The organism is Ensifer sp. ENS09 (assembly GCF_014852425.1).
Lineage (GTDB): Bacteria > Pseudomonadota > Alphaproteobacteria > Rhizobiales > Rhizobiaceae > Ensifer.
This window is the reverse complement of record NZ_JACVBP010000001.1, coordinates 1,264,331-1,290,969: the sequence shown is the minus strand read 5'-3', so window position 1 is coordinate 1,290,969 and position 26,639 is coordinate 1,264,331. Positions and strand designations below refer to the sequence as shown.

At 63.7% G+C, this 26,639-nt stretch carries 27 protein-coding genes and 1 tRNA gene; 17 read left to right on the top strand and 11 right to left on the bottom strand.

Going from position 1 to position 26,639, the window contains the following annotated elements:
- Window positions 1-116 precede the first annotated feature (116 nt).
- Window positions 117-2,123 (top strand): DNA primase, encoded by a 2,007-nt coding sequence (dnaG, locus tag IB267_RS06435; RefSeq protein WP_192446874.1) that lies wholly within the window; start codon window positions 117-119, stop codon window positions 2,121-2,123.
- Between the two features lie 58 nt (window positions 2,124-2,181).
- Here dnaG and IB267_RS06430 read toward each other — a convergent pair whose 3' ends face one another.
- Window positions 2,182-3,021, bottom strand: coding sequence for a hypothetical protein (locus IB267_RS06430; RefSeq protein ID WP_043624522.1), 840 nt, complete (start codon window positions 3,019-3,021; stop codon window positions 2,182-2,184).
- Window positions 3,022-3,219: 198 nt separating this feature from the next.
- Between IB267_RS06430 and recQ the strand changes: the two genes are divergently transcribed.
- Entirely contained in the window at window positions 3,220-5,097 is a 1,878-nt protein-coding gene (recQ, locus tag IB267_RS06425; protein ID WP_192446873.1) for a DNA helicase RecQ, read from the top strand.
- A gap of 64 nt (window positions 5,098-5,161) precedes the next feature.
- Here recQ and IB267_RS06420 read toward each other — a convergent pair whose 3' ends face one another.
- Window positions 5,162-5,302 carry a hypothetical protein gene (locus IB267_RS06420; protein ID WP_192446872.1) on the bottom strand — a complete coding sequence of 47 codons (141 nt, stop codon included), beginning with the start codon at window positions 5,300-5,302 and terminating at the stop codon, window positions 5,162-5,164.
- Between IB267_RS06420 and IB267_RS06415 the strand changes: the two genes are divergently transcribed.
- On the top strand, window positions 5,301-6,488 hold the full coding sequence (locus tag IB267_RS06415; protein WP_192446871.1) for a glycine C-acetyltransferase: 1,188 nt from the start codon (window positions 5,301-5,303) through the stop codon (window positions 6,486-6,488). The genes IB267_RS06420 and IB267_RS06415 overlap by 2 nt on opposite strands.
- 11 nt (window positions 6,489-6,499) lie before the next feature.
- Complete coding sequence (tdh, locus tag IB267_RS06410; protein ID WP_192446870.1) at window positions 6,500-7,534, top strand: L-threonine 3-dehydrogenase; 1,035 nt, start codon at window positions 6,500-6,502, stop codon at window positions 7,532-7,534.
- 36 nt (window positions 7,535-7,570) lie between these two features.
- On the opposite strand, the gene IB267_RS06405 is transcribed toward tdh, so the two are convergent.
- Window positions 7,571-8,005 (bottom strand): hypothetical protein, encoded by a 435-nt coding sequence (locus tag IB267_RS06405; protein ID WP_192446869.1) that lies wholly within the window; start codon window positions 8,003-8,005, stop codon window positions 7,571-7,573.
- 237 nt (window positions 8,006-8,242) lie between these two features.
- Here IB267_RS06405 and IB267_RS06400 point away from each other — a divergent pair, with 237 nt between their 5' ends.
- The 3 genes from IB267_RS06400 (at window position 8,243) to IB267_RS06390 (ending at window position 11,594) form a co-directional block, all read left to right on the top strand.
- A complete protein-coding gene (locus IB267_RS06400) occupies window positions 8,243-8,587 on the top strand; it encodes a GFA family protein (RefSeq protein ID WP_043613295.1) in 345 nt (114 codons plus the stop codon).
- Window positions 8,588-9,049: 462 nt separating this feature from the next.
- Window positions 9,050-11,107, top strand: coding sequence for an RNA polymerase sigma factor RpoD (gene rpoD / locus IB267_RS06395; protein WP_043613292.1), 2,058 nt, complete (start codon window positions 9,050-9,052; stop codon window positions 11,105-11,107).
- 193 nt (window positions 11,108-11,300) lie between these two features.
- Window positions 11,301-11,594 carry a GYD domain-containing protein gene (locus IB267_RS06390; protein ID WP_034803438.1) on the top strand — a complete coding sequence of 98 codons (294 nt, stop codon included), beginning with the start codon at window positions 11,301-11,303 and terminating at the stop codon, window positions 11,592-11,594.
- Between the two features lie 55 nt (window positions 11,595-11,649).
- Here the strand turns inward: IB267_RS06390 and IB267_RS06385 are convergent, their stop codons facing one another.
- Together IB267_RS06385 and IB267_RS06380 are read right to left on the bottom strand one after the other, a co-directional pair.
- The gene (locus tag IB267_RS06385) at window positions 11,650-12,495 is read right to left on the bottom strand and encodes a DUF2066 domain-containing protein (RefSeq protein WP_192446868.1); all 846 of its coding nucleotides are present in this window, start codon (window positions 12,493-12,495) and stop codon (window positions 11,650-11,652) included.
- A complete protein-coding gene (locus IB267_RS06380; RefSeq protein WP_192446867.1) occupies window positions 12,471-12,884 on the bottom strand; it encodes a lysozyme inhibitor LprI family protein in 414 nt (137 codons plus the stop codon). The genes IB267_RS06385 and IB267_RS06380 overlap by 25 nt, the downstream gene beginning before the upstream one ends.
- A 253-nt stretch (window positions 12,885-13,137) precedes the next feature.
- Between IB267_RS06380 and IB267_RS06375 the strand changes: the two genes are divergently transcribed.
- Entirely contained in the window at window positions 13,138-13,707 is a 570-nt protein-coding gene (locus tag IB267_RS06375; RefSeq protein ID WP_192446866.1) for a hypothetical protein, read from the top strand.
- Window positions 13,708-13,751: 44 nt separating this feature from the next.
- Here the strand turns inward: IB267_RS06375 and IB267_RS06370 are convergent, their stop codons facing one another.
- Window positions 13,752-14,204 (bottom strand): VOC family protein, encoded by a 453-nt coding sequence (locus IB267_RS06370; RefSeq protein WP_192446865.1) that lies wholly within the window; start codon window positions 14,202-14,204, stop codon window positions 13,752-13,754.
- Between the two features lie 159 nt (window positions 14,205-14,363).
- On the opposite strand from IB267_RS06370, the gene IB267_RS06365 reads away from it, so the two are divergent.
- The 4 genes from IB267_RS06365 to IB267_RS06350 all read left to right on the top strand — a co-directional run bounded on the left by IB267_RS06365 (window position 14,364) and on the right by IB267_RS06350 (window position 16,551).
- Window positions 14,364-14,717, top strand: coding sequence for a DUF1428 domain-containing protein (locus IB267_RS06365; RefSeq protein WP_043613276.1), 354 nt, complete (start codon window positions 14,364-14,366; stop codon window positions 14,715-14,717).
- Window positions 14,718-14,843: 126 nt separating this feature from the next.
- Window positions 14,844-15,266: a secondary thiamine-phosphate synthase enzyme YjbQ gene (locus IB267_RS06360; RefSeq protein ID WP_192446864.1), complete on the top strand. Its 423-nt coding sequence runs from the start codon at window positions 14,844-14,846 to the stop codon at window positions 15,264-15,266.
- 98 nt (window positions 15,267-15,364) lie between these two features.
- On the top strand, window positions 15,365-15,769 hold the full coding sequence (locus tag IB267_RS06355) for a ketosteroid isomerase-related protein (protein ID WP_192446863.1): 405 nt from the start codon (window positions 15,365-15,367) through the stop codon (window positions 15,767-15,769).
- A gap of 395 nt (window positions 15,770-16,164) precedes the next feature.
- A complete protein-coding gene (locus tag IB267_RS06350) occupies window positions 16,165-16,551 on the top strand; it encodes a hypothetical protein (RefSeq protein ID WP_192446862.1) in 387 nt (128 codons plus the stop codon).
- Window positions 16,552-17,282: 731 nt separating this feature from the next.
- Here IB267_RS06350 and IB267_RS06345 read toward each other — a convergent pair.
- A complete protein-coding gene (locus IB267_RS06345; RefSeq protein ID WP_192446861.1) occupies window positions 17,283-18,023 on the bottom strand; it encodes an SIMPL domain-containing protein in 741 nt (246 codons plus the stop codon).
- Between the two features lie 262 nt (window positions 18,024-18,285).
- Between IB267_RS06345 and IB267_RS06340 the strand changes: the two genes are divergently transcribed.
- Window positions 18,286-18,361: transfer RNA gene (locus IB267_RS06340), tRNA-Ile, on the top strand.
- A 1-nt stretch (window position 18,362) separates the two neighbouring features.
- On the opposite strand, the gene IB267_RS06335 is transcribed toward IB267_RS06340, so the two are convergent.
- Complete coding sequence (locus IB267_RS06335; protein WP_192446860.1) at window positions 18,363-19,592, bottom strand: glycosyltransferase family 4 protein; 1,230 nt, start codon at window positions 19,590-19,592, stop codon at window positions 18,363-18,365.
- 810 nt (window positions 19,593-20,402) lie between these two features.
- Between IB267_RS06335 and IB267_RS06330 the strand changes: the two genes are divergently transcribed.
- Both IB267_RS06330 and IB267_RS06325 read left to right on the top strand, forming a co-directional pair.
- Window positions 20,403-20,756 carry a hypothetical protein gene (locus IB267_RS06330; RefSeq protein ID WP_043624570.1) on the top strand — a complete coding sequence of 118 codons (354 nt, stop codon included), beginning with the start codon at window positions 20,403-20,405 and terminating at the stop codon, window positions 20,754-20,756.
- Window positions 20,757-20,944: 188 nt separating this feature from the next.
- The gene (locus IB267_RS06325; RefSeq protein WP_192446859.1) at window positions 20,945-21,961 is read left to right on the top strand and encodes a glycoside hydrolase family 26 protein; all 1,017 of its coding nucleotides are present in this window, start codon (window positions 20,945-20,947) and stop codon (window positions 21,959-21,961) included.
- A 157-nt stretch (window positions 21,962-22,118) separates the two neighbouring features.
- Here IB267_RS06325 and IB267_RS06320 read toward each other — a convergent pair whose 3' ends face one another.
- The 3 genes from IB267_RS06320 to IB267_RS06310 all read right to left on the bottom strand — a co-directional run bounded on the left by IB267_RS06320 (window position 22,119) and on the right by IB267_RS06310 (window position 24,266).
- Window positions 22,119-22,358 carry a DUF982 domain-containing protein gene (locus tag IB267_RS06320; RefSeq protein ID WP_034791960.1) on the bottom strand — a complete coding sequence of 80 codons (240 nt, stop codon included), beginning with the start codon at window positions 22,356-22,358 and terminating at the stop codon, window positions 22,119-22,121.
- 277 nt (window positions 22,359-22,635) lie between these two features.
- Window positions 22,636-23,358 carry a GntR family transcriptional regulator gene (locus IB267_RS06315; RefSeq protein WP_192446858.1) on the bottom strand — a complete coding sequence of 241 codons (723 nt, stop codon included), beginning with the start codon at window positions 23,356-23,358 and terminating at the stop codon, window positions 22,636-22,638.
- A gap of 113 nt (window positions 23,359-23,471) precedes the next feature.
- A complete protein-coding gene (locus IB267_RS06310) occupies window positions 23,472-24,266 on the bottom strand; it encodes a DUF1194 domain-containing protein (protein ID WP_192446857.1) in 795 nt (264 codons plus the stop codon).
- Window positions 24,267-24,413: 147 nt separating this feature from the next.
- Between IB267_RS06310 and IB267_RS06305 the strand changes: the two genes are divergently transcribed.
- Entirely contained in the window at window positions 24,414-25,757 is a 1,344-nt protein-coding gene (locus IB267_RS06305) for a glucoamylase family protein (RefSeq protein ID WP_192446856.1), read from the top strand.
- Window positions 25,758-25,783: 26 nt separating this feature from the next.
- Complete coding sequence (locus tag IB267_RS06300) at window positions 25,784-26,632, top strand: ferric iron reductase (RefSeq protein WP_246810554.1); 849 nt, start codon at window positions 25,784-25,786, stop codon at window positions 26,630-26,632.
- The last annotated feature ends 7 nt before the right edge of the window (window positions 26,633-26,639 follow it).

Below are 26,639 nucleotides of genomic sequence, written 5' to 3'. Positions count from 1 at the left end.
ATTGGTGATTCGGCGTGCGATTCCCGTTTCGCTCCTGTGAATAGCGTGCAAGCAGGATCACCGTTGTAGCGCCCGCCGGCCATGCCGCCTATATGGAGGATCGACCAGAGGTATCCATGCGCTTTTCACAGTCCTTTCTTGACGAGATACGCGATCGCGTTCCGATTTCGGACGTGATTGCCAAGCGCGTTACCTGGGATCGGCGCAAGACCAACGTCTCGCGCGGCGACTATTGGGCCTGCTGCCCCTTTCACGGTGAGAAGTCGCCGAGCTTTCACTGCGAGGACCGCAAGGGCCGCTACCATTGCTTCGGCTGCGGTGTCTCGGGCGACCATTTCCGTTTTCTCACCGATCTCGAAGGCCTGAGCTTTCCGGAAGCCGTACAGCAGGTCGCCGACATGGCGGGCGTTGCCATGCCGCAGCCGGATCCGCAGGCCGAGCGCCGGGAGAAGGAACGCACGAGCCTGCTCGACGTGATGGAAATGGCGACCGCGTATTTCGAGGACCAGCTTCAGACGGCGGGTGGCGCCAAGGCGCGCGCCTATCTGCGCGAGCGCGGGCTTACGGGGCGCACGATCGAGACCTTCCGTTTGGGCTACGCGCCCGACAGCCGCAATGCGCTCAAGGAACATCTCGCCGGCAAGGGCGTCTCCAAGGAACAGATCGAGGCCTGTGGGCTTGTCGTGCACGGGCCGGACGTGCCGGTTTCCTACGACCGGTTCCGCGACCGCATCATGTTCCCGATCCTGTCGTCGCGCGAAAAGGTCATCGCGTTCGGTGGTCGGGCCATGTCACCGGACGCGCCGGCCAAGTACCTCAATTCCAACGAGACGGAGCTCTTCCACAAGGGCAACGTTCTCTACAATTTCGCCCGCGCGCGCCGTGCTTCGCAAGGCGGCGCCCGCGACGCCGGCGGCGACGATGCGGCCGGAACGATCATCGCCGTCGAAGGCTATATGGACGTGATCGCGCTGCACCAGGCAGGTGTCGAAAACGCCGTTGCACCGCTCGGCACGGCGCTCACCGAAAACCAGCTCGATCTCTTGTGGAAGATGACGTCGCAGCCGGTGCTCTGCTTCGACGGCGACGGGGCGGGCATTCGCGCCGCCAACCGCGGCGTCGACCTGGCGCTGCCGCACTTGAAGCCCGGCCGTTCGGTCCGCTTCGCCATGCTTCCCGACGGCAAGGACCCGGACGATCTCGTGCGCCAGGAGGGCCGCGGGCCCTTCGACAAGGTGCTTGCCAATGCCCGTTCGCTCGCCGAGATGGTCTGGCAGCGCGAGGTCCAGGGCGGTGCCTTCGATACGCCGGAAAAGCGCGCCGAGCTCGAAGCGCGGCTGAAGCAGGTGACATCCGTGATCGCCGACGAAAGCGTGCGCCGGCACTATGGCCAGGACATGCGTGACCGGTTGCACGCCTTCCTGCAATCGTCAGGAGCAGGGCGGGGCGAGCGGCGTCCCTTCGAGCGTGGCGGCCGGCAGGGCGGCGGAGGGCGTGGCACCGGTCAGCCACGGGGACCGAATGCGAGCGGGCCGACGGCGATCTCCGATCGGCTGGCGCGTTCGACGCTGGTCAGCGGACAACAGGTGGCCCCGCTTCTGAGAGAGAGCGTGCTGGCGCTTACGATCGTCAACCACCCGCAATTGCTGTTCGACGAGTATGACGAGATCTCGACGATCGAGTTCGATCACCGCGAGTTGCAGCGCTGCTGGGCGGCGGTGTTGAATGCTGCGGCCGCGCAGGGGCCACGGCTCAACCGCGACGATCTGCTCGAACAGTTGCAGGGCGAGGGGTTTGGCGCGCTGATTACCGCGATCGACCAGCAGATCCGCTATGCCAGGCTCTGGACGGCGACGACGGCGGCTGCGCCTGAGGACGCCCGCGAAGGCTATCTGCAGGCGCTGGCGCTGCATCAACGCTCGAAGGCATTGCATTGGCAGGTGCGCGAGCTTGAGCGTGAACTGGCCTATGCGACCGAGGAGGGCGACCTCGAAGCGGTGCCGCAGTTGCTGCGCACGCTTCAGGAGGTGCAGCACGAAGTGACGCGGCTTGAAAACCAGGAAGCGATCATCGAGGGCTTCGGCGTGCTGTCAGGCCGCGTGAAGGGGCCGGCGGCGCGCTAGCAGCTGGGTTTTTCCGGCCCGCACGGCGAAAGCAGGCTTGTTCTCGACGAGGTCTCGACTATTCGCGCCAATGTTCGGCCACCCACGGCGATGGGCGAATGTAGTGGCGCAGGTAGCGAAACGCATTCTTCTCGTAACGGTCGGATGCAAACAGCCCGAGGATATGGCCGAGCGGCGTGGAGACCTTGTCCTTCTTGCCGAAGCGCCCCTCGATCGCATGCTGCGGCAGGATGTTGCGCGGGAAAAGCACGACGCGTGCGTCCTTCGGCAGGCGCGGCGCCAGGAAGTAGTTGAGCGGAAACGGCCGGCGGCAGTCCTGCCGGAAATGCAAGACCCAGCGGCGGGGGAAGAGTTTGGCTCCGCCCGGCGCATTGCGCGTGACGAAGCGCTGTTCGAAACGGTACTCGTCGGCAATGCCTTGCGGGTCGGCGCGGAACCTCTCCTGCAATGGCACCAGCTTGCCGACCGGAAAGCGGAAAATCGAGGTCTGGCCGAGGCGCTCGAACGGCGTCGTTTGGTTGCGGGCGAGGATGACGTCGTCCGGTTCCCCCTGCTCGAAGAAACCATCGAGCGATCCGACGATGACCAGGTCGAGGTCCAGGAACAGGACGGGGCCCTTGAGATTGCCGAGCTTCGGCCCCCAGAGCCGCGACTTCTGCCAAATGCCGGGCGTGTTCTTGGGCATTTCGCCGATGTCCAGCGGCGGCAGGTCCTCGCAGAGAATTTCCGGACGCAACCCTTCGAAATTGTCGTTGAAGCAGGTGAAGGTGAAGGGTGGGGTGATGTTACGCGCCACCATGGCGTAGAGCCGGTTGATGAACGGTGCGCCGTACTTCGTACCCCAGTTGATGCAAATGACCTGCTTGACGCCGCCGCTCGCCGCGAGAATGTTCGCCATGGTGACTTCCTGATTTTTGCGGGTCACTAAAGTACTGATGTGTTATCAAGGTCAAGCTGGCAAACCGGGCAATCCCCGATGAAGCGCAGCAGGGCCTTCGGGGAAAAACAGACCTTGTCTCTTCAGTTGCGGCAAGGGCTATGGCATTGCCTGCGCATGTGGCCATGATGGCGCAAGCTGATTCCCGAAGGAGATGTGATGGAGTTCGTCGAAAGGGCGACGCCCTCAAGAAGCGCTGCCAGCCAGCTCTTCGACGAAGCCGGCCAGGCACCGCTCGACGTGCTGAAGCGCGTTTATGGCTATTCCGCCTTTCGCGGCAAGCAGCAGGAAGTGGTCGAGCATGTGACCGCTGGCGGCGATGCGGTCGTTCTCTTTCCGACCGGCGCCGGCAAGTCGCTCTGCTTCCAGATCCCGGCGCTCTGCCGCCCCGGGCTGGGTGTCGTCGTCTCGCCGCTGATCGCGCTGATGCGCGACCAGGTGGAAGCGCTGAAACAGCTCGGCGTCAATGCGGCGGCGCTGAACTCGTCGCTGACGCGCGAGGAGGCGATCGCCGTGCGCCGGCAGATCCACGACTGCACGCTCGACCTTCTCTATGTGACGCCGGAGCGGACCGTGACCGATGGGTTTTCCGATCTCATCGGCAATGCCCGCATCGCGCTTTTTGCCATCGACGAGGCGCACTGCGTTTCGCAGTGGGGCCATGACTTCCGCCCCGAGTACCGCGCGCTCGGGCTGCTTGCCGAGCGCTACCCCGGCGTGCCGCGCATCGCGCTCACAGCCACTGCCGATCCGCATACGCGCGACGATATCGTCGAGCGGCTGGCGCTCAACAATGCCGAGGTTTTTACCACCAGCTTCGACCGGCCGAACATCGCCTATGAAATCGTCGAGCGCGACCAGCCGCGGCAACAATTGCTGCGCTTTCTCTCCCGCTTCAAGGGTGCGTCCGGTATCGTCTATTGCCTGTCGCGCGCCAAGGTCGAAGATACGGCCGAATGGCTGAATGCGCAGGGCATTAGGGCATTGCCCTATCATGCGGGCATGGACCGGACGCTTCGAGACAAGCACCAGGATGCGTTCCTCAAGGAAGAGAGCCTCTGCCTCGTTGCGACCGTCGCCTTCGGCATGGGCATCGACAAGCCCGACGTGCGCTACGTCGCCCATCTCGATCTGCCGGGATCGGTGGAGGCCTATTACCAGGAGACCGGGCGTGCGGGGCGCGACGGCCAGCCGTCGGAGGTCTGGATGGCCTATGGCATGGCCGACGTGCTGCAGCGCCGCCGGATGATCGACGAGGGGGGAGCTGCCGACGACATCAAGCGCATCGAGCGCGGCAAGCTCAACGCGTTGCTTGCGATCTGCGAGACCGCCGGCTGCCGCCGCCAGGCGATCCTCGCGCATTTCGGCGAGGCCCATCCCGGCCGCTGCGGCCATTGCGATACCTGCCTGAAACCGGTCGAGACCTGGGACGGGACGGAAGCGGCGATCAAGGCGCTGGCGGCGGTCTATCGCACCGGCGAGCGTTTCGGCACCGGTCATGTGGTCGATGTGCTGATGGGCACGGTCAACGAGAAGACCGAGCGTTTCGGCCATGTCGACATGCCGGTCTTCGGCGCTGGCAAGGACCTGCCGGCTCGCACCTGGCAATCGGTCTTCCGCCAATTGCTGGCGGCGGGACTTGTCAGTGTCGATCATACGGCCTTCGGGGCGATAAAGCTCGAACCGGAGGCACGCGCGGTGTTCAAGCGCGAGCGCCAGGTGCTGTTCCGCAAGGACCGACCGACGTCGGGCAAGGCCGCGCGTGGAGCGAAGTCGGGTGCGCAACGCGAACGGGCCGATCTGGCCGGCTCCGATCTCGAACTCTTCGAACTGCTCCGCGCCGAGCGCTTCTCGATCGCCAAAGAGTTGAACGTCCCGCCCTATGTCGTCTTCCCCGACGCGACCTTGATTGCGCTTGCCAAGGAGCGCCCGCGCGATTTCGACGAACTGCTCGACATTCCCGGCATCGGTGAAAGCAAACGCGAACGCTACGGCGAGGCATTCCTTGCGGTTATCGACGGCTATCTCGACGGGTGAGGGCCGTCGCCCTCGCGGTTCTCTGTCGTCGGAAAATGTCTGCGACGAACCGCTTGGCGACACATTATTTCCGTCGCACCATCGCAGCGTGAAATGCCCTGTCGTTTTTACGCTGGATCCGGCCGAGCGCCGGATTTTGCTGCAAGTCAAAAGCCGTCATGATACTCGTCAGCCACGCGATGTTTTCTTGAAGCGAGAGCGCCATGACTTCAGCCTTCCTGTCCCATCTCCGATCAGAACTCGAGGGCCTGAAGACGGCCGGGTTGTACAAGTCGGAGCGTGTGATCACCTCGAAGCAGGCGGGTGAGATTGCGGTCGCCTCGGGCGAGCGGGTGCTCAACTTCTGCGCCAACAACTATCTCGGCCTTGCCGATAACGAGGAGCTGGCGGAGGCCGGCAAACAGGCGCTCGACCGCTACGGCTACGGCATGGCCTCGGTGCGCTTCATCTGCGGTACGCAGGAGGAGCATAAACAGCTGGAAGCGCGCATCTCGTCGTTCCTCGGGATGGAAGACACGATCCTCTATTCGTCGTGTTTCGACGCCAATGGCGGCCTGTTCGAAACGCTCTTGGGCGAAGACGATGCGATCATCTCCGACGCGCTGAACCACGCCTCGATCATCGACGGCGTGCGGCTGTCGAAGGCCAAGCGCTTCCGCTACGCCAACAACGACATGGCAGCCCTTGAAGAGGAGCTGAAGAAGGCCGAGGGCAGCCGCTTCAAGCTGATCGCCACCGACGGTGTGTTCTCGATGGATGGCATCATCGCCAATCTCAAAGGGGTCTGCGATCTCGCCGACAAGTACGGCGCCATGGTCATGGTCGACGACAGCCATGCGGTCGGTTTCGTCGGGAAGAATGGCCGTGGCTCCGCCGAACATTGTGGCGTCGAGGGCCGGATCGACATCATCACCGGCACGCTCGGCAAGGCGCTTGGCGGTGCCTCCGGTGGTTACACCTCGGCCAAGACCGAAGTGGTCGACTGGCTGCGCCAGCGCTCGCGTCCCTATCTGTTCTCCAACACCCTGGCGCCGGTGATTGCCGCGGCCTCGCTGAAAGTGTTCGATCTGATCGAGAACGGCGATGCGCTTCGCGAAAGGCTTTACGCCAATGCCAGCCTCTTCCGCTCGGAGATGTCGAAGCTCGGCTTCACGCTGGCCGGCGAAGGCCACCCGATCATCCCGGTCATGCTCGGAGATGCAGCCCTCGCGCAGGAGATGGCGGCGCGCATGCTGAAGAAAGGCGTCTATGTCATCGGCTTCTCCTTCCCGGTGGTGCCGAAGGGCCAGGCGCGCATCCGCACGCAGATGTCGGCAGCGCATAGTGAAGCGGACGTCCGCCGGGCGATCGCCGCCTTCGAAGAGGTCGGCCGCGACCTCGGTGTGATCTGAGGGAGAGACCGATGACGAACATGATGAAGGCGCTGGTGAAGTCGAAGCCGGAAGAGGGCCTCTGGATGGAGCGCGTGCCGGTGCCGGAGATCGGCCCGAACGACGTGCTGATCAAGGTCAAGAAATCGGCGATCTGCGGCACCGACGTGCACATCTGGAACTGGGACCAGTGGGCGCAGAAAACCATTCCGGTGCCGATGGTCGTCGGCCACGAGTTCATGGGCGAGATCGCCGAGGTCGGCTCGGCGGTCACCAAGTACCATGTCGGCGAGCGGGTCTCGGGCGAGGGCCACATCGTCTGCGGCAAGTGCCGCAACTGCCGGGCCGGGCGCGGGCATCTCTGCCGCAACACGCTCGGCGTTGGCGTCAACCGGCCGGGCTCGTTCGGCGAGTTCGTCTGCCTGCCGGAGTATAACGTCGTGCCGATCCCCGAGGACGTGCCGGATGAAGTCGCGGCGATCTTCGATCCGTTCGGCAATGCGGTGCACACCGCCCTTTCCTTCGATCTCGTCGGCGAGGACGTGCTTGTGACCGGCGCCGGCCCGATCGGCATCATGGGGGCGATGGTCGCCAAGCGCTCGGGCGCGCGCAAGGTGGTCATCACCGACATCAACCCGACGCGGCTGGCGCTCGCGAAAAGCGTCGGCATCGATCATGTCGTCGACGCGTCGAAGGAAAACCTTGCCGACGTGATGAAGGCGATCGGCATGACCGAGGGTTTTGATGTCGGGCTGGAAATGTCCGGGGCTGCACCCGCCTTCCGCGACATGATCGACAAGATGAACAATGGCGGCAAAATCGCCATCCTCGGCATTGCACCGGCCGGCTTCGAGATCGACTGGAACAAGGTGATCTTCAAGATGCTCAACCTCAAGGGCATCTACGGCCGCGAGATGTTCGAGACCTGGTACAAGATGATCGCCTTCGTGCAGGGCGGCCTCGACCTCGCCCCGGTCATCACCCACCGCATCAAGATCGACGAGTTCCGCGACGGCTTCGAAGCGATGCGCTCCGGCAATTCCGGCAAGGTCGTCATGGACTGGTGAGGCCGCAAGGGCCGTTGTACCCGTGAGAGCGGCGGCTCAGTTGGCGAGGCCGAACTGGATCTCGATCTCGTGATAGCGGGCGCCCTGGCCCGCCCAGCGATGGTAGATCTCGCGGCTCTCGCCGGAGAAATTGTGCCTGGACATTTCGATCGTGGCGACCAGCGGCGCGTAGCCCTGTGTGAAGAGGCTTCGCATCGGACCCTGGTGCAGCGTGGACGCCACCATGATCGGCTCCAGTTCGACCAGATCGAGTTCACCGCGATAATCCTTGCCACCTGAGACCGGGCGGCAGATAAGCCAGTCGAACAGGGTCTTGGCGTTTTTCGGCAGGTTCTGCGCGATGAAGATCCAGGGGCCCGCCGGCGTCAGACCGGCGCGCTCCATCTCCGCCTCGATGACAGTCGCCAGTGCGGCGCTCTCGCCTTTGACATCGGCTATGGTGAGCCGCCGCGCGATCGATAGCACGCGCATGGCGTCGGTTTGATGAGCATTCGAGCCTCCGTTTCGGAGCGAAGTTCCTGCGCGATCAGGTCACGCGCAAGCGAAAAGCCGGAATAATCTTGCGAGTTTGCATCGATAATCGGCTCCTTCGGGAATCGTTTTGCGTGCATGCGCCTGGCTGCTGCCTGCGCTTGCTTGAGGGCAGGGACGCTCTATCTTGGTGGCAGAGGTGGCGCAGTTGCGCCGGGAAGAAGAGGAGATGCCTGCATGCGTTATGAGGGAAGCTGTCACTGCGGCAAGATCGCCTTCGAGGTGGAAGGGGAATTCAACGAAGCGATCGACTGCAATTGTTCGCTCTGCCGTCGCCGTGGCGGGCTGCTCGCCTTCGTTGCCCGCGACAAGCTGACGCTGACGACGCCGGAAGCGGACCTCTCGACCTACCTCTTCAACAAGCATGTGATCCAGCACCGATTCTGCGACACCTGCGGCATCGCGCCGTTCGGCGAGGGCGACGGGCCGCATGGGAAGATGGCGGCGGTCAACCTGCGCTGCCTGCCCGAATTTGATATCGAGGCGGTGAAGGTCGTCAAGTATGACGGCCGATCGGTTTAGAATCGGGCCGGAAAATGCAGCTCTGGTTGCGCGTGCGGATATGGCACAACGAGACCTTGCCGATTAAATTGTTGCTACCCTTGTCTTTTGGCGGGCAGCGCCTACATCTTCAGCGGAAGCTGATAAACCCCAAAAAGCGATAGGAACGGTGATTTTTACCGAATCATCCGGTTTTTCAGCGGAAATGCTTGACGGGATCGAAAATTCTGGGAATCACCATTTCCGAATAAGAAATGGCGAGATGACACGGCGGTTAGGGAATCATGCCAGAGACGTTTCAGTGGCAGGACTGTCGGAGCTTGCCCGCTTTGCCACGAGTACACTCGTGGTTAAACAGGAATTAAACATCATCCCGTTACGTCAGGGGAAATGATTCGGTGGCGGGTGCGCGGCGCACCCGGACCTTCGAGCGGCATTGGCACCGGGCTCACGCCGGTTGCGACAAGGAAAGCGACGAACTAAATGGCAACCAAAGTCAAAGAAAACGAAGAAGCTGACGTAGAACGCGAAGGCGCTCCGGACGGCCCGCTTCTCGATCTTTCCGATGACGCTGTCAAGAAGATGATCAAGGCCGCCAAGAAGCGCGGCTACGTGACGATGGACGAGCTCAACTCGGTCCTTCCGTCCGAAGAAGTCACCTCCGAACAGATCGAAGACACGATGGCGATGCTGTCCGACATGGGCATCAACGTGATCGAGGACGAGGAAGCCGAAGAGGCAGCCAGCGGCGGTGACGACGAGGGCGGCGACGACGACGGCGACAGCGAAGGCGGCGAACTCGCGCCTTCCAGCGGCACGTCGCTTGCGACCAGCAAGAAGAAAGAGCCGACCGATCGTACCGACGACCCGGTGCGCATGTACCTGCGCGAAATGGGCTCGGTCGAGCTTCTCTCCCGCGAAGGCGAAATCGCGATTGCCAAGCGCATCGAGGCGGGCCGCGAGACGATGATCGCCGGTCTCTGTGAGAGCCCGCTGACCTTCCAGGCGCTGATCATCTGGCGCGACGAACTGAACGAAGGCCAGACGCTGCTGCGCGAGATCATCGATCTCGAAACCACCTATTCCGGTCCCGAGGCCAAGGCTGCGCCGCAGTTCCAGAGCCCGGAAAAGATCGAGGCCGACCGCAAGGCTGCCGAGGAAAAGGAAAAGACCCGCAAGGTCCGTTCACCTGCCAACGACGACGACATCACCAATGTCGGCGGCGATGTCATGCCGGCCGAAGAAGAAGAGGAAGACGACGACGAGTCGAACCTCTCGCTCGCCGCCATGGAAGCGGAACTGCGTCCGCAGGTCATGGAAACCCTCGACATCATTGCCGAGACCTACAAGAAGCTGCGCAAGCTGCAGGACCAGCAGGTGGAAGCCCGCCTTGCTGCCACCGGCACGCTTTCGCCCGCCCAGGAGCGCCGCTACAAGGAGCTCAAGGACGAGCTGATCAAGGCGGTCAAGTCGCTGTCGCTCAACCAGAACCGCGTCGACAGCCTGGTCGAGCAGCTCTACGACATCTCCAAGCGCCTGATGCAGAACGAAGGCCGCCTGCTGCGCCTTGCCGAATCCTACGGCGTCAAGCGTGACTCGTTCCTGGAACAGTATTCGGGTGCCGAACTCGACCCGAACTGGATGAAGTCGATCAGCAACCTGGCCGGCAAGGGCTGGAAGGAATTCGCCAAGAGCGAAAACCAGACGATCCGCGACATCCGCCAGGAGATCCAGAACCTGGCGACCGAAACCGGCATCTCGATCGCCGAGTTCCGTCGGATCGTATCCATGGTGCAGAAGGGCGAGCGCGAAGCGCGTATCGCCAAGAAGGAAATGGTCGAAGCGAACCTGCGCCTCGTCATCTCCATCGCCAAGAAGTACACCAACCGCGGCCTACAGTTCCTCGACCTCATCCAGGAAGGCAACATTGGCCTGATGAAGGCGGTCGACAAGTTCGAATACCGTCGCGGTTACAAGTTCTCGACCTACGCCACCTGGTGGATCCGTCAGGCGATCACCCGGTCGATCGCCGACCAGGCCCGCACGATCCGTATTCCGGTGCACATGATCGAGACGATCAACAAGATCGTTCGTACCTCGCGCCAGATGCTGCACGAGATCGGCCGCGAACCGACGCCGGAAGAACTGGCCGAAAAGCTCGCCATGCCGCTCGAAAAGGTCCGCAAGGTCCTGAAGATCGCCAAGGAGCCGATCTCGCTCGAAACGCCCGTCGGTGACGAAGAAGATTCGCACCTCGGCGATTTCATCGAAGACAAGAACGCGCTGCTGCCGATCGACGCCGCCATCCAGGCGAACCTGCGCGAGACGACGACCCGCGTTCTCGCTTCGCTGACGCCGCGCGAAGAGCGCGTGCTGCGCATGCGCTTCGGCATCGGCATGAACACCGACCACACGCTCGAAGAAGTCGGCCAGCAGTTCTCGGTGACCCGCGAACGTATCCGTCAGATCGAGGCGAAGGCGCTTCGCAAGCTCAAGCATCCGAGCCGCTCCAGGAAGCTCAGAAGCTTCCTCGACAGCTAAAGTCGGGTACACGCAAAAGACCAAAGCCGGGCCAAGTGCCCGGCTTTTTCGTTTCCGCCTCACCCATGCGATTTATTGTGGGTGCTTTCGCCGGGGAGTATAGTCGCCCCTTCGCAGTAATCTGGGGCACCCCGTCTTGTACGCGGGAGCAATCGCACCGCGGGCGTGAAGCGTGCCCCCGTGGAGGTGTCAGATGACGACGTATGTCATGCTCCTCAACTGGACCGAGCAGGGCGTCAAGAATGTGCGTGATTCCCCGAAAAGGCTCGACCTCGCACGGAATGTGCTCGGCGAGATGGGCGGTTCCTTCAAGCATTTCTTCCTGACCATGGGTGACTACGACATGGTGGCCATCGTCGAAGCGCCTGACGATGCGGTGGCCGCGCGCTTCGCGCTCACGCTTGGCATGGCCGGCAATGTGCGCTCGACGACGCTGAAAGCCTTCCCGGAGGCTGCCTATCGCGAACTGATCGCCTCGCTTGGATGAACAGCCGACGTTGCGGCTGTGCCGCAGATGGCGGTCATAACGCCGGATGCCTCATTCACGGCGCACCGCTTCCCGAGAGGATGCGGGCGGCGCCGCGCATGGCGTTGCGAAAGGCGTCGTCGAAGCTGACGCCGCTCACCTGCCAGCGATAGCGCCTGCCGCCCGCGTCCATCTGCCATTGGGCGATCCAGCCGCGGGCGGCATCGGACCAGACGAGCGTGCCGATAAGCGGCACGTCCCCGTCGGCCTGTGCCGCGGGCGAGAAGAGTTGCGCGGGATCCGCTTGCGGCAGGGTATCGAGCGCGGATTTGCGGGCAGTGACGGTCGCCGCATCCGGCAGCACGGCCGAGAGCGCCAGTGGCTCTGCCGCTGCCTGAAGCGAATCCGCCATGTAGGGGCTCTCACTGCCGTCGCGCGCCAGCACGAAGCGGCGCTTCTGATCTTTGACCGCCAGCCACACGGCGATCCTGAGGCGAGGGGAGAGCCATGGCTTGCGGCCGAGGTCTGCGAGCAGCGAATCGAGCGTTGCCGGCCGATATCGGCAGGTGAGGTCATGTGGGCGGTCGTGCGTGCCCTGTTCGTCATGGATCGGGATGCCTTCCAAGCGGTCGCGATAGGAGAAGGCCGAAACGAAGCTGCCGGCCCTGGCCTCCGCTGCCGCAAATCCGGGCGCCTCCGTGATCGCCGGATCGCCGGACAGTTTGACGAGCACCTCACGCAGGCATTCGCGAAAGCCGACTTCGCGGTTGGCTTCGCCCGTGCCGGTGACGATCGCGTCACTGCGATAGAGCGCATCGATGTCTGCCGCGCCGGCGCCGCCGCCGGCGAGGCAGAGGAGCGCCACGGCGAGTGCCGCGGCCGTCGCTCTTTTCCGGTTCAGTTTGCCGGCGGCAGGACGCAACTGAGGTCGCCCTCCTCGCAGCTCAGATAGGTCTTGAAGTCGGCGACGCGCTTCTTCGTGCGGTCGTCGCGACACTCAAGCGTGACCATCGGCTGGGCCGAGCCACCGGCGACGCCGGAGCTTGCGAAATCGCATTCGGCATCGCGATAGGCGATCCAGGCCCTTTGCGCGGCAACCAGCAGCTTCGTCTTGTCGGCATCGTCCTTCAGGCGTCCCTGGATTTGCTTGTAAAGGGCGTTCAGTTCGGCGTCGGAGGCCTTCAGCGCCTTGTCGGCGCAGGCATTCATCGTCGCCTGGTCGCTCGCATCGGCGCATTCGTCGGCGCGCGCGAAGCCAGTCGCGGCGAACAAGCCGGTGAAGGCAAGCACCATCAAGGCGGATATTTTCATCGATAGCTCCTTTGCGCCCAATGGCTGGCGCGGCATGTCTCCCGTGGATCGTAAAACCTCCGGTGGCGAAAGTTCAATGGCCGGGCCTTCGATCGTTCTCCATTGAATCAAAAGAGATCCTTAACGTTTACGTTTTATCAATCTCTGGAGCGCCGCGGCCCCGACGGGCGGCACGCGGTGTTCGAGCATATTTTCCCGAGGCCATGTCTTGCCGCGTGCAAGCGGTTGCCCCGGGGAAGCAAGAGGTTCAGCGATGCGTTGCGTATTTGTCGTCGTCCTCCTGTTGCTGGCCGGCTGCGGAACGGTGCCGAGAGACACCCGGAATGCCTGCGCGGTTTTCGAGCAGCGAGATGGCCTTTTCAACAATTGGCGCCGGGAAGCCTATAGCGCCCAGCGTGAGTACGGCGTGCCCGTACCGATCCTGATGGCGACGATCTATACCGAATCCGGCTTCCGCCATAATGCCCGGCCGCCACGCACCAAGCTTTTCGGCTTCATTCCCTGGACGCGCGCCTCGACCGCCTATGGTTATTCCCAGGCGCTCGACGGCACCTGGGCGCGCTATCAGAGCGAGACGGGCCGCTGGGCGGCGCGGCGTTCGAACTTCGGCGACGCGATCCGCTTCATCGCCTGGTACCATCGCGAAAGTGCCCAGCGGAACGGCATCGCCCTCAACGACGCCTACAGGCTCTACATCGCCTATTACCATGGCCACGGCGGCTATTCCCGAGGCAACTGGAGCGATACGGCCAAGAACGGCGCCAAGCGGGCGGCCGGCATGGCTCAGGTCTACAGCAAGCAGCTCAGAGGCTGCGGCAGCTGACGCCGTAGCCCGGTTGAGCCGGCGCCAGGGGACCGTTCTTCCGCTTAACCAGCGGCTGCGCGATCAAGTTCCGCGACATCGATCTTCACCATGCCCATCATCGCCTGCTGGGCGCGGGCGGCACGCGCCGGATCAGGATCGCCGAGATGGCGCATCAGCGCGTCCGGAATGATCTGCCAGGCGAGACCGAACCGGTCCTTCAGCCAGCCGCAGCGCTGCGGCGTGCCGCCATCAGACAGCCTGTCCCAGTAGTAATCCACCTCCGCCTGGTCGCTGCAGCGCAGGAAGAACGATACGGCCTCGCTGAACTTGAAATGCGGCCCGCCGTTAAGCCCCATGAAGTGCTGTCCCTCGAGCTCGAAGGAAGCGGTGAAGGCCCTGCCGTCGGGACCGCGCTTGATGTCGGTGATGCGGGTGTTGCGGAAAATGGCGGTATAGAAAGCGATGGCGTCCTCAAGTTGATCGTCGAACCAGAGAAACGGCGTGATCTTCTGCATGGGTGTCTCCCGATTTGGATGCTACCGGCCAAGGACGAACGGGGAAGCGCGGTTCCGACAAAAGCCGCGCCGCACTTGAAAGAAAATTCCGTCCCGATGTCGGAACTCTTGGCCGCCCTGCGTCCTATGTTCGTAGAACGAACAGAGGAGACTATGTCGATGACCTATGTGGATGGCTTTATCGTTGCCGTGCCGAAGGCGAATATCGAGGCTTACAAGGCGATGGCGAAGGCGGCGGGCGTGGTGTGGATGGAGCACGGTGCGCTCTCCTACAACGAATGCCTGGCGGACGACGCGCCCTATGGCGAAGTGACGTCCTTTCCCCGTTCGGTCCAGGCCAAGGACGATGAAACGGTGGTTTTCTCCTGGATCACCTACAAGTCGCGCGCCGAGCGCGACGCGATCGTTGCCAAGGTCATGGCCGATCCGCGGCTGCAGGGCGATGCCTGGAAGCAGGTGTTCGACGGCAAGCGCATGATCTATGGCGGCTTCGAGACCTTCCTGCAGATGTAGGCACGCCACCGCGGCGGTTTGCGGCAGATCGTCTTGGACCGGGAACGGTCCGGGGATAGAAGCATTGGGCATATCAACCGGCCGCACCGCCACCCCGGCGGATGCGGCCGCCTGCCGGAGGCCTTCATGCCGCAAACGCGCATCACCATCGCCACTCATGGCCAGGGGCTCTATGAATTTACCGACGAGGCGGCCGCCTTCGTGCGCGCCAACGCGGGAGGCGAGGGGTTGCTCACCGTCTTCGTGCGGCACACCTCCTGTTCGCTTCTCATCCAGGAAAATGCTGACCCGGACGTAAAGCGCGATCTCGACGGCTTTTTCCGCCGCCTCGTGCCGCCGTCCTCCGATCCCTCCATGCGCTGGATCGTGCACACCCAGGAAGGGCCTGACGATATGCCGGCACATATCAAGGCGGCGCTGACGCCGGTATCGCTCGGCATCCCGGTCGCTGGCGGCCGCATGCTCACCGGCACCTGGCAGGGGCTCTATCTCTTCGAGCACCGCGACCGCCCGCATCGCCGCGAGATCGTCCTGCATCTTTCCACCTGATCGACCGGCGCGCGATTGAATGGCGGCGGAGCGGTTCTAGATAAAGGGGCACGAGTAGAGCCTTGAGAGCCGGCCTTTCATGCCGGGGAGGAGCAGGGATGACCGATGCACAGACAATTGCCAGCCGCTTCATCGAGGCGCTGAACCAGCGGGATTTCGAGGCGCTGGCGCGGCTCGTCAACGAGGACGTCGAGCTCGATTCGCTCACCGGTCAGCGCACCGTCGGCGTCGGCCCCTTGCGCGCCTGGCTGATGAATTATCTGCGCCGCTTCGACGAGCAGTTCGGCGACGTGGTGCTGATGCGTGACGCCTTCGGCCAGCGCGTCGCCGCAGATCTGACGGCGCGCGGCACCTACCGCGAGACGATGGAGGGATTTCCGCCCGCAACGGGCCAGAGCTACTCCATTCCGAGCGTCCTCGTCTTCGAGATCGAGGACGGCGCCATCACCCGCCTTAGCCATTATCGCAACATTCGCGTCTTCGAACGGGCGCTTGCCGGTTGAGCGACAGATGGCCGACGGTTGCGCACCGCCGGCGCCCTTACTTTTTGCTTTTTTCACCGCCCGTCGGTCGCCTCACCGTGCTTTGAGCCGGAAATATCGGCGCGAGTCGTCTCTCGCATGCCGATTTTGTCGCCTGATTCGTCGCCTGTCCGAGCCCGGGCGAAAACCTGTCGCAGCGCTTGCGTTTCGAGAAAAGTCCTTCGAAATATTCGTTTATAAGCAATGTCTTATCTAGTTCGGTGTGCCTTGGCGTGGGGGCCGATCGTCAGGTTCTCGCAACCTGAACCTCCCATGAACATCGGGTTCCGCTGTCGTTCAGCTTGGCGACCCTATCCTCTGATCAATCGCTTGGGACGGTGATTGCCCTTTGAACCCTTCAAGCCTGGAGAGATCTTATGAAGAACCGCTTTTTTAACGCCGCTGCTGCTGTCGTCATCGGAATGACCGGCCTGCTCGGCGCCGCCTCCACCGCTTCGGCCGACTCGATCGAATTCGGCTTCGGCCCGCGCGGCGGCGTCGATGTGCAGTATCGCGATCACAACGGTGGTTACGGCGACGAGCGCGACTGGGGTCGCGGCCGTGACCGCCACTGGGACCGTGACCGCCGCGGCCGTTGCGCGCCCTGGATGGCCGTCGACAAGGCTCGCGACCGTGGCTTCCGCCGCGCCTATGTTGCCGACGTTTCCTCGCGCCGCGTCGTCGTCGAAGGCCGTCGTGACGGCTACCGCCAGACGATCGTCTTCGCAAACGCCCGTGGCTGCCCGACGATCGGCCGCTGGTAACATCCAAGCAATCTTCCCGCCTCGTCTCCCCCGGCCGGCGGAAGAATGGCCCCTCATGCTACGGCGTGGGGGGCTTTTTGTTTGTCATGCCGCTCGGGTCACGCAGCCTTCTCCGTCGTGGCGTGACGGAGGCGTTGATCCCTGACGGGCGGCTAGCATCCGGAGCCTGTCTTTACCAATGCGGGACCGCCTGCTGGCGCGGACACGCGGTTCGCCTTTCTCTTGATGATTGCCAGCGTTGCGGCGCGACGTCAGAGGGACGGCTCGGTACGATCGTCGAGGCGGGCGTCCCTCTTTCCGGTCTGAGGCCGCGCAAACACAGGCCTTATCGAAGGGCGTTGTTGACGCTTCTTGACCGGCTCGACGATCGCGGGCGCCTACCGAACGACCGTCTCCCTGCCTGCTGATCTGCGGTACCTGACCTACGACCTTACGGCCTGGCCGCGGCACAGGCCATCCGGTCAAAAGGCGCCGCGCCTTATCCCTAAGACAAGCGGACGCTCACAATCGGAGACGGGGGCGCGGGAGCTGGCGGGTGCGGTTTGCCCGTGCACCAACGGTCACCAAGGCAGCGGCCGGCGACAACTGGCCATCGGCCGGTCTGGCCCGGCGAGTGGCGGCTGAGGAGCAACAAGCGTTCCCCAAACGAACTTGCCCCTGGCGCCGGTTCCGGAGCCAGGGGCAAGGAAGATGCGAGGGCCCGCGCTCATGCGGCGAGCCTTGCTGGAAGCTTACTGCTTGATTTCGAAGGTCACGTTGACCGTCACGTTGTAGCTGTTTTCGCCGGTCGCGACCGGAACTGAGTCGGCGGCATATTCCTTGGCCATGCCGGCACGCATCATCGGCACCGGTTCGGGGCGGAAGCCCTGCTCGGAGATGTTGACGATCTTGCCGACCGAGACGCCGGCAGCTTCGGCGAGCACCTTGGCCTTCTCGACGGCATCGGCAACGGCGGCCTTGCGCGCTTCGGTGATCACGGCTTCCGGCTTGTCGTTGGTGAACTGCACGCCGCCGCCCTGGTTGACGCCAAGCGAAACCGACTTGTCGATCACTTCGCCGAGCTTGGCGAGATCGCGAACGCGGACGCTGACGCCGTTCGTCACCTGGTAGCCGATCAGTTCCGGCGCGCGGTTGCTGCCGTCTGTGTTGGTCGGATAGGTGTATTGCGGGTTGAGCATGAAGCCGCTCGTCTGCAGGTCGCGATCGGCAATGCCGCCGTCCTTCAGCGCCTTCAGCACTTCGGCCATGGTCTTGTTGTTGGCGTCCAGCGCTTCGCGCGCGGTCTTGCCATCCTTGACGACGCTCAGCTGCAGGACTGCCATGTCCGGCGCGGTCGTCGCGCGGCCTTCGCCGGCAACGACGATGGTGGCCTTGTCCTTGTCCGTCTCCTGCGCCTGAGCGGCGGCAACGCCAGCAAAAGCTGCAGCGAAGGCGGCGATCGAAAGCGTGCGGGCAGTGCGTGTGGAAATCATCTTCAATGTCTCTCCGGTTGTTCCGTCCCAAGCGTCTTCTTGGCTATCGATTGTGTGAGCAATGCGGCAATGGCTTGTCCGCAAAAAGGTTTTCCGCTAGAGCCTTGGCCACCCCGCAAACTGCCATTGGTTCGCGGGCCTGGATCAAGACGGTGCCACGCCTCGTTCAGAAGCGCAAAGGCCACCGTAGCACTTAAAGTTGCTGCACCCCGTGTCTTATCCTTGGACCGTTACGGTTTAAGGACAGGAGCGGATCCAGAGTGGGCCTGTAGCTCAATGGTTAGAGCCGGCGGCTCATAACCGCTTGGTTGGGGGTTCGAGTCCCTCCGGGCCCACCACTCAAAAAATCCAGCTTGTCATGTACATCCAGCTTGCCAGTTCGCCTGAAACGGGCACGCTCGGCTGCTTGATCGCGGCTTTGCGGGTGGGGGAGTGTTCCAGTGCTGACAGGGCGATCGCGTCCCATTGGTTGAGGATATGCTCGGCGTCGTAGCGCCTGACATTGGCTTCGGCGTTGGCGCCGAGGCGGGCGCGGAGGGGCCCGTCGGCCATCAGCTTGGAGAGGGCGGCGGCCAGGGCGTCGATGTTGCCGTTTTCGACGAGGATGCCGTCTTCGCCTTGGGCGATCATGTCGGTCGGGCCCCAATCGCAGGCAAACGAGACGACGGGGAGGCCTGCGGCCATGGCTTCGAGCAGGGCGATGCCCCAGCCTTCGTAGCGGGACGACAGAACGAAGAGGTCGGCGGTCTCGACCCAGAGGCCGGGTTTCGGCGTAACGCCCGGCATTTCCACTCGCTCAGCAAGGCCAAGCGCGTCGCGCTGGGCTTCCAGCGCTTTTCTCGCTTCGCCTTCGCCCCAGATGACGAGCTTCCATTCCGGGTGGTCACTGGCCACCTTGGCGAAGGATTCGAGGAGCAGGTCGAAGCCTTTTTGCTCCGTCAGCCGGCCGACGGCGGTGAGCACATTGTTGCCGCGCTTCTTTTGCCAGCCGGCGGGCAGGTTGATGGCATTGGCGATCACCCGCCCGTGGCGGCGAACATCCGGCGGGAAATAGTCGAGGGCCCCCTTGGTCATGGTCACCAGCGCAAAGGCGCGGGGGTAGAGGCGAAGCTGCAGCCATTTCCAGAAGGGGCCGAAGGGCTGCACCGCCGGGTTGTTGCGCTCGGACACGATCACCGGAAGCCTGAGGCCCCGTGTTGCAAGAAGCGCCAACACGTTCGTGCGCGTCAGGAAGCTCAGGACGAAGTCGGGACGAGTGCGGCTGATGGTCGAGCGCAGCCGGTAGAGCCTTCGTGCCACCAGCCAGGCGGCACGCAGCTTGCCGGCCTTCTGGGCCGGCACGTCGAGCCGCTCGATGGCGACGCGTGGATCGAGCCGGTAATAGGGGGCGGAGGTTGGTGCTTCGAGCGTGATCACCGTGACAGCGCAGCCGAGGCGGGCCCAGTGGCTGGCAACGAGGCTGACGACGTGCTCGGTGCCGCCAGCGCCGAGTGCGGAAACGATGATGGTTATGCGCGCGCCAGCGATGCCGGCGGCTCCGACGATGTCGGTACCCGTGCCCTGATCCAATTTGGATTGCCCCTCGCTCTCCCCTTCTTATTATTAACAACTCCTTAAATTCGCGCAATGGGACTTTCGCAGTGTGGTAAACACGCCGGCGCGCAGCGATCGCGGCTTCCCGGCCGTCCGGGTCAGGTGGCGGACCTTGAAAAGTTCTCAACCGGTGGGACGATTGCGGGCGCCGAGCGCCTGCGGCGCGCGCAGGAGGAGGGGGAGGTTTCGGGCAATGCCGGTCGGCGATGCGCTTGGGGCGGAGGATCACAAAAAAATGCCCGCTGCAGGCGGGCAGTTTTGGAGTGGGCGCATACGCTCAAACATGTTGCGCCTCGCTCCAAGGTGGCCGTCAGAGGTCAAGGATCTGTAAATGCGCGATAGCTAAAAATGGGGAATGAGGGAAATCCTTCATTCCGGCCCGCCGGCCGTGCTGCGGATTTCGGTGACGAGCCGGCGGCGAGGTCGATTTTTTTCTCGGGGGGTATCAGCCGTGGCGTCAGCCGGAGATTGCCACCGGGCGTGGTGGTGCGGAGGCGGCAGAGACGGATCGCCGTTCGCCGATGGCGCGATACGGACGCCTCGGCAAGCCTTTGCTTTTCCGAAATTGTTTCGCTGATAGCCCACGCCGATGCTGTGCGCCTGTTGTCCGCAAGGCACCGACGTCCGTCAGCGCATGGCGAAAGTGGCCGGCACAACCATGGCGGAAAACTCCGCGAAAGGAATTTTTAATTTAAGCAATGAATAATGAAGTAGGGGGTTGAAGATCGCCGCCTTTTCGCCCTATGGAAGCCCCGGGCGGCTGGACCGCTATTCGAAAGGACGTTTATGCGAATCAAATCCGCATGTGCCGGCGCAAGCCGCACCGCCGTTTCGGGTTTCAAGTTTCTCGTACCGACAACATCAGTTCTCAGCCTCCTGCTTCTGTCCGCCGGCTGCTCGTCGACGGTCATCAGCGAAACGCCGCTGTTTGCTTCGGGCCATTCGAGCGCCTATGCGAGCCCGGCGATCAAGGTTCGCAAGGAAGCGAAGGATCTGAAAGTCGCCGAGGCGGACGAGGATATCGTCGAGCCAGCGCCGACGCGCAGACGCACGACCGCCTATCTCGGCCGCGCACCCTACATCTGCTCGCCGAGCGGCTTCGGGCGCACGTCGCACTGCTTCCTGAGAGCATCGCTCTAACGGCCTTTCGCGTTCGGGAAGCCGGGCGCAACCGATCATGGAGATTGCGCCGGTCGACAGCCGTGGCGGTCGGCGTTTTCGCCATCCGGGCATGATGCCCACGGCCTCGCGGTCGCACAGGTTTCCAGCGCGCAGCAAGCCATGTCTGATTTCATGCGGTGCCACATGTGGCCTGCCGGAGAATATCGTTGCCTATTGCAGTTCCAAGATCGGTCCTCGGCGCTGGCGCGTTGGTGCTTCTGGCGGTTGCCGGAGCCACCCCGGCCTACGCGCAGGATCCCTTAGACGGTATCGACCGAACGATGACGACCGCCGCCATCACGCCTGAGGCAAGAGGGCGGGAAGCGCGGACGGTGGAAATCGGTGTCTACGACCCGCATGACGCGGTCGCAGACAGCGATGCGCTGACGCTCGAGCATGTCTTCGTCTACTGGCAGAAGCCGGATCGGGCGCAGCTGAAGCGGAAATTCGCGAACGCGGCACGACAGGGGCGGGCGCTGATGCTGTCGGTCGAACCCTATACCCACGCCGCCGACTGGCGCGCCGGTGGCAACCGGCTGTTTGCCGATATCGGCAAGGGCCGCTTCGATCGCGAGATCACCGACATTTGCACGCGCGCCGCCGATTTCGGCGGACAGGTCTACATTCGCTGGGGCCATGAGATGGAAGAGCCCGGCGAGCGTTATCCCTGGGCGCGCCGCGACAGCGAAGGCTACAAGGCGGCGTTCCGCTATTTCGTGCGCAAATGCCGGGAACTGGCGCCGGCTGCACGCTATGTCTGGTCGCCGAAGGGCCACCGCAATCTCGCGTCCTATTATCCGGGTGACGATGTCGTCGACGTCGTCGGCATCCCGATCTGGGGCCTGCAGAAGATGGACGTCGACTATTGGGGCCGCGAGCGCCGCTTCGGCGAAGCGCTGAAAGAAAAATACCAGCGGGTATCGGGCTTCGGCAAACCGGTCATGATCGCCGAGCTCGGGGTATCCGGCTCGGCCGATTACAAGCGTGCCTGGTATGCCGAAATCCTTGACCAGCAGACCTATCGCCGGGCCTTTCCGCTGCTGACGACCGTTGTCTTCTTCAACGACAAGGAGCCGTACAAATGGCCGCTCGGCTATGGCGCGCCGGACTGGCGGCTCGACAAGGCGGCGCTCAAGGCGCTTGCCGACCGCGGGCAGAAAGAAGCGGCCGAACTCGCGGACTGATCGCCGCGCGCGACTTTAAATCTTGCTGATCGCAGCAGAGACGCCTTCGGTCGGGGCGACGCGCCGATCGTCCTTCGGCGCATCGTGAAAGTTTCAAACTCCGAGCCCTTGATGTGCCGGACCACGCTTGTGGTTCCGGATCATCCTGGTCGCCGGATCAGGCCAGCAACAGGCCCGATTCCCGGGCGGCTGCAGCAAAGCAGCGGCTCGCCCGGTCCGTACTCGTCAATCCATCCAGCGCATCCAGGCAACGCCTCAGGGCTGCGCGATATTCCCGTCCACGACGGCCCGGCCATTGCCGGAGCAGTTCCACGGCCTCGAACACCGTTCTGACCACAGTCTGCCGTCTCGCCGATAGTTTCAGGGGGATGGGCGTGGGAAAGAGTTTCTCGCTCATTGTATTCCTCGTTCACAGTCTTTTCGAGCGAGAGGGCAACGCGAGAGCGACGGGATGGTTCCACGTTGCCGGTCGATTTTTGTCCGTGCCGACGGCAGGCGGCGTCTCTTCGGCTTTGCGAGCGGGATCTTTTCGCGGGCGCATCTTCGCCGATGGCGGACGAAGGGACGCGCGGCAGGAAGCGATGTGGCGTTCGGACGGATGTTGAAAAGTTTCGAAAATCCAGGCCCGGCGCAGGTTGTGGCCGCCTAACGGGACCACTAGGGTGCAAGCGGGATCAGAGTTCCAGTGCAGCCTTCAGGTCGGTCGATTTCAGAACGCGCAGGTCGAGGTCGGCTTCGATATGGTCGATGTGGTGGACCATCAGCCGTGCGGCTGCGTCGATGTCGCCGCGCTCGATGGCGTTGACGATCTCGTCGTGTTCGCTGTGGCCGCAGCTCGAAACGGTCGATTGTCCGTAAAGTGCGATGACCAGCGAGGAGCGGGCGACCAGCTCATCCATGAAGCGGCGCAGGATCGCGTTGCCGGAGAGGTCGGCAAGCGCCAGGTGGAAATCGCCCGATGCCTTGATCTCCGCACGACGGGCCGATTGGCCGCGCTGTTCGGTCAGTTGCCGCTCGGCTGCCAGCATGCGCCTCAGTTCGGCAATCTCCGCCTTGCCGATCCGGGCGGCGGCGGCGCGCACGACACCGGGCTCGATCAGCCGGCGGGTCGCAAAGATCTGGCGCGCCTCGTCGATGGACGGGTGGGCGACGAAAGCACCGCGGTTCTTCTCGACGTTGACGAGCCCTTCATAGGACAAAGCCTGCAGAGCGGCGCGCACCAGGGTGCGGCTGACATTGAAGAGTTCGCCGACGTCGCCTTCCGAAAGCTTGGTGCCAGGCGCAAGCCGCCGCTCGACGATCGCATCGCGCAACGTATCGCGGATATGCTGACTGCCGATGTCGGTGGTCGGGTCGGTGGCCAGTTCGGCCTGATGGGGCGTGGTGGTCAAGGACATGAATCGATCCGCGAAGCAACGCGCCATCTTATCGTCGGACGAGGCGAAGGGAAACGACAATCTGACGCGCAAAGGTTGCGTGGGATTGCGCGGGATCGTCAGGTCAGGCGAGGCTACTTGTCGAGTTCCGGATAGACCCGGTCGAGGAAGCCGGGCCGCAGTTTCTCGCCGACCAGGCAGTCGGGGGCCGGGAAGGCATCGACATAGCGTATCGTCGGCGGCGGTTGCAGACCGCTGACTTCGAGCACCAGTTTCTGGCGGATCGCGATGGAAAAGTCTTCGGGCTCGTGCACCGGCAGCACGAAGGAGCCGGGGCCGCCGATGACACATTCGGCATAATACTGGTCGAGCGGGCCGGTGGAAACCGACGGGCGGATGAGGATCGCGAGCCCGTTGATGGTGATGCCGCGCGCGATCGCGGTCTCGCGGGCCGGAAGCACCGGCGGGCCGATGTTGTTCGGCCCGTCGCCGGAGATGTCGATGACCCGCCGCACGCCGCTGTAAGCGTTGGAATCGATCAGTGCGGTGCCGTAGGTAATGGCGTTGGAGATCGAGGTGCCGCGCCGGGTGCCGACCGGGCGCTGCTCGATCAGCTTGGCGAAGGCATCGGCGTCGGCGGCGGTGTCGATCACCCGCCAGGCGACGACGGAGGATTCGTTCACCGTTCCGGCCCATTCGAAATAGCCGATCGCGATGCGGCCGAGCTGGCCGCTTTCGACGGCATCGAGAAAGTCGCGGTGCCGCAGCGCCTCGACATAGCCGGCCCGCTGGATGCGGGCTTCGTCGAGATCCATCGAGCCGGACATGTCGACCGCCAGGATCAGTTCGACGTCGACATTCGTCGCCTCGGCGGTCGATGGGCTCGGGCCACCACTCAATGAAAGGAGTAACGCCAACACGCTCAACATCGCTTCAACCAGTCATTGCGCGCGGTCAGATTAGAAGACTGTAACACAAGATTGGATTTCGGCGACCGTTTGGGTGTAGTTGGCCTTCACTAAAGAGTGATTTTGCCGGGTCATGCATGAGCCCGGATGCCGGTCGGGAAAGGCGGGATGCAGCAGCGTAGCGAAAATACCGAGCGATTTCAGATCGATCGATTGCAGCAGGCGGCGTTCGGCTATTTCCTCGAACATTCCGATCCGGTCACCGGGCTGATCGCCGACACCGCGTTGCCGGGCGCGCCGGCGAGCATCGCTGCGACCGGCTTCGGCCTTTCCTGCTACCCGGTCGGCGTCGAGCGCGGCTGGCGTTCGCGCAGCGATGCGGCGCGGCGGGTGGTGACGATCCTGCGCTTCCTTGCCCAAGGCCCGCAGTCCCGCCACCGGCAGGCGACCGGCTATCGCGGCTTCTACTACCACTTCCTCGACATGCGGACCGGCGAGCGCGCCTGGCAGAGCGAGCTTTCAACCGTCGATACGGCGCTGCTGATCGCCGGCGTCCTGACCGCTTCCGCCTATTTCCGCCGCGATGATGCGGTCGAAGGCGAGATCCGTGCGCTTGCTGACCGGCTCTATGCGCGGGTTGACTGGCGCTGGGCGCTCAATCGCGGCGATACGCTGACGATGGGCTGGCGGCCGCCGGGGCGGTTTTTGAAACATCGCTGGCGGGGCTATAGCGAAGCGCTGCTGCTCTATGTGCTGGCACTCGGCGCGCCCGAGCATGCGATCGAACCGGAGCATTATGCGGCCTATGCCGAGGCCCATGACTGGATCCCCGTCGAGGGCCGGCCGCACCTTCATGCGGCGCCGCTCTTCATCCATCTCTTCCCGCAGGCCTGGCTCGATCTGCGCGGGCTGGCCGACCGACCGATGCGGGAGCGGGGAACGGATTATTTCGAAAATACCCGGCGCGCCATAGCGTTGCAGCGGGACCATGCGCGTTCCAATCCCGGACACTTTGCCGGATATGGCGAACACCTGTGGGGTCTCAGCGCCTGCCATGCGCCGCGCGTCCGTGTGCGCCTTCGCGATGGCCGCCAGCAGCAGCTTTTCGGCTATGTCAACCGCGGCGCGCCCCACGGCCCTGATGACGGCACGCTCGTGCCCTGGGCGCCGCTTGCCTGCCTGCCGTTCGAGCCTGAGGCGGCGCAGGCCTCTCTCGCGCATATGGCGGAGAGTTATCCCGGACTTCTGAACGAGGGGCGGTTTCCCGGCGGCTTCAACCCGAGCCTTGGTGGCGGCGGGCCGGAGGGCTGGATCGATGCGCGGGTGGTCGGTCTTGACCAGGGCCTCGTTGTCATGATGATCGAGAACTGGCGAAGCGGCCTTGTCTGGGCGCTGATGCGCGGCATACCGGCGATCCGCCTCGGCCTTCAACGAGCCGGCCTCGACGGTGGCTGGCTGCGGCAGGGGGAGGGTGCGCGTGGCAATCCGCCCGCATCCAGCGCCAAGGGGTGAGGATGGGCGACGGAGACGGCATGCGCTTGAACGACCACCGGCCGACAGCGGAGATCGCGGCCCCCTTTGCGCAGCAGGCGCTGGCCGTCGCGGACCATCTGCGTGCCCAGTTTCCGGAGGCTGCCGTCTCGCTCGGGTCGGCGGCGAGCGAATTCAGCGCGCCGGACGACTTCTGGGCTGCGGGCAGCGCTGGCCTTGAGGCGGGGCTCGCCTATCAGGATTTCTTCGGGGTCGGCATGACCGACCGGATCCGTGCGGCGCATCTGATCGCCTTCTATAGCCGTCAGCTGAGCGTGGTCCTTGGCGCGTTCCATCTCGGTGCCGGGCTGCAGCTGGAGGTCGCCGGGATTCGTTTCGAGGATTGGGCACGGCTTCACCGTGGTGCCGAAGTCGCGGGCAAACGCTATCGTTTTTGCCTCCAGCCGCCGGCGACGGAGCGCAAGGGTCGGGAGGAGGACGTCAGCGTTTTCGAACAGGGCTTCATCGCTCATCTGACGCCCGTCATTGCTGTCCTGAAGGCACGGACGGGCCTCTCGAGCGGGGCGCAGTGGCGGCTCGCGGCGGATGCCCTGGCTGGCGCGTTCCTCGAAATCGGCCGTGCGATCGGGGATGAGGCGCGCGGCATGGCCGAGGCGCTGGCAATCGTCAAGCGGCCGGGCTCGCGGCTCTATTCTGATGAGCTTTGCTACGAGCAGATTGCGGCCGTCGATCCGGCAAGTGGTGAACACATTTCGCGCCAGTATCGGATCCGCTGCGGCTGCTGTCTGTATTTCAAGACGGAGGGCGGCAGCTTCTGCGACACCTGCGTCCTGCTGGAGCCGGAAGATCGCCGTGCGCGGCTGGCGGCGCATCTCATGCAAAACGGCGGGGCCTGAACCCCGC